The 6032-nt window shown below is 69.3% G+C and carries 6 protein-coding genes; 3 read left to right on the top strand and 3 right to left on the bottom strand.

Going from position 1 to position 6032, the window contains the following annotated elements:
• Nucleotides 1-139: 139 nt before the first annotated feature.
• The 3 genes from GA0115259_RS31860 to GA0115259_RS31850 all read right to left on the bottom strand — a co-directional run bounded on the left by GA0115259_RS31860 (nucleotide 140) and on the right by GA0115259_RS31850 (nucleotide 2691).
• Nucleotides 140-1189 carry a phosphotransferase gene (locus GA0115259_RS31860; protein WP_093603412.1) on the bottom strand — a complete coding sequence of 350 codons (1050 nt, stop codon included), beginning with the start codon at nucleotides 1187-1189 and terminating at the stop codon, nucleotides 140-142.
• A 234-nt stretch (nucleotides 1190-1423) separates the two neighbouring features.
• Entirely contained in the window at nucleotides 1424-1840 is a 417-nt protein-coding gene (locus tag GA0115259_RS31855) for a pyridoxamine 5'-phosphate oxidase family protein (RefSeq protein WP_093603410.1), read from the bottom strand.
• A gap of 191 nt (nucleotides 1841-2031) precedes the next feature.
• On the bottom strand, nucleotides 2032-2691 hold the full coding sequence (locus GA0115259_RS31850; protein ID WP_093603408.1) for a response regulator: 660 nt from the start codon (nucleotides 2689-2691) through the stop codon (nucleotides 2032-2034).
• A gap of 334 nt (nucleotides 2692-3025) precedes the next feature.
• Here GA0115259_RS31850 and pdhA point away from each other — a divergent pair, with 334 nt between their 5' ends.
• The 3 genes from pdhA to GA0115259_RS31835 all read left to right on the top strand — a co-directional run.
• On the top strand, nucleotides 3026-4291 hold the full coding sequence (pdhA, locus tag GA0115259_RS31845; protein WP_370748927.1) for a pyruvate dehydrogenase (acetyl-transferring) E1 component subunit alpha: 1266 nt from the start codon (nucleotides 3026-3028) through the stop codon (nucleotides 4289-4291).
• A gap of 2 nt (nucleotides 4292-4293) precedes the next feature.
• Nucleotides 4294-5274, top strand: coding sequence for an alpha-ketoacid dehydrogenase subunit beta (locus GA0115259_RS31840; RefSeq protein WP_093603406.1), 981 nt, complete (start codon nucleotides 4294-4296; stop codon nucleotides 5272-5274).
• Nucleotides 5275-5288: 14 nt separating this feature from the next.
• On the top strand, nucleotides 5289-6032 hold a 744-nt coding region (locus tag GA0115259_RS31835; protein ID WP_176732723.1), incomplete at its 3' end, for a biotin/lipoyl-containing protein.

Below are 6032 nucleotides of genomic sequence, written 5' to 3'. Positions count from 1 at the left end.
CACCGGCGGCTGAGGCGCCGGCAGGGCTGAGGCACCGGCGGCCGATCGCCCCGATCACTCTTCCTGGGCGCGCTACCCGGTCCCTGTCGGGGCGCACCAGGGTCCCGGTCCCGGGGGCGCCCCGGGACCGGTACGGAGGTCAGCCCGCGAAGGCCTCGCAGACCGCCCCGTACTCCCTTGTCCACCACACCGCGAGGGCCGACACCGCAGCGAACAGCGGGTCGGCCCTCCGGTCGTCGAGCTGATAGCGCCAGCGCAGCACCCAGAAGTCGTTCAGCCGCTCCCACCACACCCGGTGGACGGCCGCGGCCAGTTCGGAGGCGGCGGCTCCGGCGGCGCGGCGGTAGGCGCGCGCGTACGCCCGTACCTTCGGCAGCTCCAGCTCGCCCGTCGGCCGTACGAAGAAGATCGCCGCGGCCCGTACGGCCTCCTCGGCCCGTGGCTGTACGCCGAGCCGGTCCCAGTCGACAATCGCGGCCGGCTCCCCGTCCCGGTAGAGCAGATTCAGCGGATGGAAGTCGCCGTGCACCCAGCCCGTGGCCGGCTCGGCACCCGGGCGCGGACGGCGGTGGGCATGGCGTTCCAGCAGATCGCGGCGTTCCACGAGACGGTGTTCGGCGAGGGCGTCGAAGGGATCCCGAGGCGTACGGCCACGGGCCAGCGCCAGCAGTTCGTCGATCAGCTCGAAGGTGTCGGCCGGGTCAGGGCTGTCGTAGAGGCTGTCGTACGCGAGCGGCGCGGGATCCGGCTCCATCACCCGCTCCAGACTGGTGTGCACCCGGCCGAGGAGCCCGCCGAGGTGCCGTGATTCGACGGCCGTGAGCTGGGCGCCGTCGCGATGGCGCCCTTCGACCCAGGGATGCAGGGCGTAACAGCGGCCCTTGATGACCGAGACGGTGTCGCCGTCGGCGTTCTCGACGGGCGGTGCGACGGGCACGCCGAGCGTCTGGAGCCGCTGGGTGGCGCGGTGCTGGCGTGTGATGGCCTGGTGATCGCCGTCGAGATGGTGCTTGAGGAAGTAGGAGCCGCGCGTGGTGCGGACCCGGTAGCCGTGATTGAGCAGCCCTTGGGCGACAGGTTCGCAGGACAGCGGCTCGCCCGTGTTCCGGTAGCGGCGGAGCAGCGTACGGATGGGAGGAGCGGAATGACCGGCGCGCGCGCCGGGGATCGCGGTGGCTAAGGGTAACACCGGGCTTACGGGACCTACGGGACCTACGGGTCTTACGGGGCTTACGGGGACTGCGAGGCTTACAGAGCCGGCGGGACTTGCGGAGCCGGCGGGACTCGCGGGGCTTACGAGGCTTACGGGAACAGGGCTTGCGTGGTTTGCATGGCTGGCACGAGCGGCAACGGGCTGAGGGATGACAACGGTCGCAGCAGGCGCAGCGATTTCATATGAGCGCGGCACTTGCCAGATGTTAGATCACGCAGCGTGTTGGCTACGTCGCTCTCGGGAATAGTCGAGCATATGTACGGTGACGAACTGTGGTACAAGCCGCATATACACCGGATCGAACGGTTCTCCGTCCACCCGGTGCGGGCCTCCGCCGAACAGTTCCAGCTCAGGAGCCGTCGGCTGGATGATCTCGGCCGTCCCTGTGAACTGCACCGACCAGCGGTCGGGCTCGTCGCTGCTGAAGTTGTCCGCGCCGTACGCCACCACTCCGCCGCCGCAGGCCCGGTGGTAGCCGTGACCGGCGTGCATCCGCAGCAGGACCGAGCCGCCCGTGACCACATGGCGGGCGGGAGCCACGAACGGCATGGCCCGCATGCTCGTCGCGACGCGTCCGTACGACACGCGGGTGAGCAGCTCTATGGCACGGATTTCCTCGGTGGACATGTTGTCCACTCTCCGTCACGGAACCGCCTTGTCAACAGAGGACGCGGCCCTTCAACCGAGGGACGTTGGTCCCGGTTAGGGCAGGGCCTGACGCGGTACCACGGCCGACCGGGTGACCCAACGCAACAGGTGACCCAGGTGGCCGGCTGACCCGGGTGCCCACATCCGGCCGGCTCCGCCGCGCCGCCGGCTCAGTTCTTCTCCGCCTGGAGGCGCGCCACATAAGCCGCCGCCTGGGACCGCCGCTCCATCCCCAGCTTGGAGAGCAGGCTGGAGACATAGTTCTTGATCGTCTTCTCGGCGAGATGCAGCCGCTCGCCGATCGCCCGGTTGGTCATGCCCTCGCCGATCAGATCCAGGATCTTGCGCTCCTGGTCCGTGAGCGCGGCCAGCTTGTCGTCGCCCTTGGGGCCGCTGCCGCTGCGCAGCCGCTCCAGCACCCGCGCCGTGGCCACCGGATCGAGCAGCGAGCGGCCCGCCGCCACGTCCCGTACCGCCGTCAGCAGCTCGTTGCCGCGGATCGCCTTGAGTACATAACCCGAGGCCCCGGCCATGATCGCGTCGAAGAGCGCCTCGTCGTCGGCGAAGGAGGTGAGCATCAGACACTTGATGCTCTCGTCCTGCGAACGGATCTCGCGGCAGACCTCCACTCCGCTGCCGTCCGGCAGCCGGACGTCCAGCACGGCCACATCCGGGCGCGTCGCCGGGATCCGTGCCATGGCGTCCGCCGCCGTGCCCGCTTCGCCTACGACCTCCATGTCGTCCTCGACGGAGAGAAGTTCGTAGACACCCCGACGGACGACTTCATGGTCATCAACTAGAAATACCGTGATTTTTCCTTCTTGGTGCACAGAATTCAGTCTCACACACTGACTTCCTCCCTGCCCTTCCCTGCCGCAGATCAGCGGGATAACGTGCCGTTGTTCCGGCGGCCTGCGAGGCTGTGACCAGTGGTTGTTCCAGACTTTGTCGATTTACTTGGAAATCCAAGCAAAATTGCAGGTCAGATGGGGTTTCGCAGTATTGCGGCCCACTGGGTAACGTGCCTGTGACAGAGCGCTCGCCGGGGCACCTGTCACGCCTGTCCCGACCGCGTCGCACCCACCCCGTGCCCGTGGCGGGTCCAGGCGAGCCGCACTGGTTCCCGGCGGATCCCGGGGGCCGGACAGACGGAGGAGCACGCACGTGACCGTGGAGAGCACTGCTGCCGCGCGCAAACCGCGACGCAGCAGCGGCACCAAGCGCGCCAGCGCGAAGAGGACGCCGCAGCCGCAGAGTTCCGAGCCCCCGCTCGTACAGCTGCTCAGCCCCGAGGGCGAGCGCGTCGAGCATCCGGACTATCAGATCGACCTGACGGCGGAGGAGCTGCGCGGGCTGCACCGGGACATGGTCCTGACCCGCCGTTTCGATGCCGAGGCCACGGCGCTCCAGCGCCAGGGCGAGCTGGGACTGTGGGCGTCGCTGCTGGGCCAGGAGGCCGCGCAGATCGGTTCGGGCCGCGCGCTGCGCGACGACGACTATGTCTTCCCGACCTACCGTGAGCACGGCGTCGCCTGGTGCCGTGGCGTCGATCCCACCAATCTGCTGGGCATGTTCCGCGGTGTGAACCACGGCGGCTGGGACCCCAACAGCAACAATTTCCATCTCTACACGATCGTGATCGGCTCGCAGACGCTGCACGCCACGGGCTATGCCATGGGCGTCGCCAAGGACGGCGCGGACTCGGCCGTGATCGCGTACTTCGGTGACGGCGCCTCCAGCCAGGGCGATGTCGCCGAGTCGTTCACCTTCTCGGCGGTCTACAACGCGCCGGTCGTGTTCTTCTGCCAGAACAACCAGTGGGCGATCTCCGAGCCGACCGAGAAGCAGACCCGGGTGCCGCTCTACCAGCGCGCGCAGGGCTACGGCTTCCCGGGCGTCCGGGTCGACGGCAATGACGTACTGGCCTGTCTGGCCGTGACGCGCTCCGCGCTGGAGCGGGCGCGCCGGGGCGAGGGACCCACACTGGTCGAGGCGTTCACGTACCGCATGGGCGCGCACACCACCTCCGACGATCCGACCAAGTACCGCGCGGACGAGGAGCGCGAGGCCTGGGAGGCCAAGGACCCGATCCTGCGGCTGCGCCGGTATCTGGAGCGGGAGGGCCACGCGGACGAGGCGTTCTTCACGGCTCTGGACGAGGAGAGCGAGACGCTCGGGAAGCGGGTACGAGAGGTGGTACGGGCGATGCCCGACCCGGACCCGATGGCGATCTTCGACCATGTCTACGCCGACGGGCACACGCTCGTCGACGAGGAGCGTGCGCAGTTCGCGGCGTACCAGGCGTCGTTCGTGGACGCGGATCCGGCTGCGGACGCGGCGATCGCCGCGGCGGGCGTCACGGGCGTGGCCGGTGGTGCCGGTGGCGCGGGCGCTTCCGGTGGCGCGGGTGTTCACGAGGGGGATCGCTGATCATGACCGTACAGAAGCTTCCGATCGCCAAGGCGATCAACGAGTCGCTCCGCAAGGCCCTCGACACCGACCCCAAGGTTCTGATCATGGGCGAGGACGTCGGCAAGCTCGGCGGTGTCTTCCGCGTCACGGACGGGCTCCAGAAGGACTTCGGCGAGGGCCGGGTCATCGACACGCCGCTCGCCGAGTCGGGCATCGTCGGCACGGCCATCGGTCTCGCGCTGCGCGGTTACCGCCCGGTGGTGGAGATCCAGTTCGACGGTTTCGTCTTCCCGGCGTACGACCAGATCGTCACCCAGCTCGCGAAGATGCACGCCCGCGCGCTGGGCAAGATCAAGCTGCCCGTGGTGATCCGTATCCCGTACGGCGGCGGCATCGGCGCGGTCGAGCACCACAGCGAGTCGCCCGAGGCGCTGTTCGCGCATGTGGCCGGTCTGAAGATCGTCTCGCCGTCCACGGCGTCGGACGCGTACTGGATGATGCAGCAGGCTATCCAGACCGATGATCCGGTGATCTTCTTCGAGCCGAAGCGGCGCTACTGGGACAAGGGCGAGGTCAACACCGAGGCCATCCCGGGCCCGCTGCACCGGGCGCGGGTGGCGCGGGAGGGAGCGGACCTCACGCTCGTCGCGTACGGCCCGATGGTGAAGGTCTGTCTCGAAGCCGCCGCGGCGGCCGAGGAGGAGGGCAAGTCGCTGGAGATCGTCGATCTCCGCTCGATGTCCCCGATCGACTTCGACACGATCCAGACGTCGGTGGAGAAGACGCGCCGACTGGTCGTGGTGCACGAGGCGCCCGTTTTCTACGGCTCGGGAGCGGAGATCGCCGCCCGGATCACGGAACGGTGCTTCTACCATCTTGAAGCACCGGTGCTGCGGGTCGGCGGCTACCACTCGCCCTATCCGCCGGCCCGGCTGGAGGACGAGTACCTCCCGGGCCTGGACCGGGTGCTCGACGCCGTCGACCGCTCGCTCGCGTACTGAGGAGTGCCGTGACCATGACTGCTGATACCTCCACCGGCCCATCGGCTGCCGGCGCCCCGGACCGCTACCGCGAGTTCAGGATGCCCGATGTGGGCGAGGGCCTGACCGAGGCCGAGATCCTCAAGTGGTACGTACAGCCGGGCGACGCGGTGACCGACGGCCAGGTGGTGTGCGAGGTCGAGACGGCGAAGGCGGCCGTCGAGCTGCCCATTCCGTACGACGGCGTGGTGCACGAGCTGCGGTTCGAGGAGGGCACGACGGTCGATGTCGGCGTGTCCATCATCACGGTGGATGTGGCGCCGGGGAGCGGTGAGCCGGCCGAGGCGGCGCCGGCTGGACCCTCGTTGCCCGCGGCTGCCGAGGGACCGGCCGCCGAGGAGCCGACGGGCCGTCAGCCGGTGCTGGTCGGCTACGGAGTGGCGGAGGCGTCCACGAAGCGGCGCCCGCGCAGGGGAGCGTCCGTACCTGAGCAGGCGAGCGCTTCTGTCTCCGCTGCCGCTGCCGCCGCGATTCAGGCGGAGCTGAACGGCCGTGCAACGCCGGTCGTGGGTGCGCCCAGTGGCGGACGGCCGCTGGCCAAGCCGCCCGTGCGCAAGCTCGCCAAGGATCTCGGAGTGGACCTGACGACGGTCACGCCGTCGGGCCAGGACGGGATCATCACCCGCGAGGACGTGTACGCGGCGGTCGCGCCGACGGAGCAGGTACGGGAGCCGCTCCCGGCGACGGTGCCTGTGACAGCGGCGGCAGCGGCAGGGGGG

This window comes from Streptomyces sp. MnatMP-M17, from assembly GCF_900091995.1.
Lineage (GTDB): Bacteria > Actinomycetota > Actinomycetes > Streptomycetales > Streptomycetaceae > Streptomyces.
The sequence above is the reverse complement of the archived record's forward strand: the minus strand, read 5'-3'. Positions and strand labels throughout refer to the sequence as shown.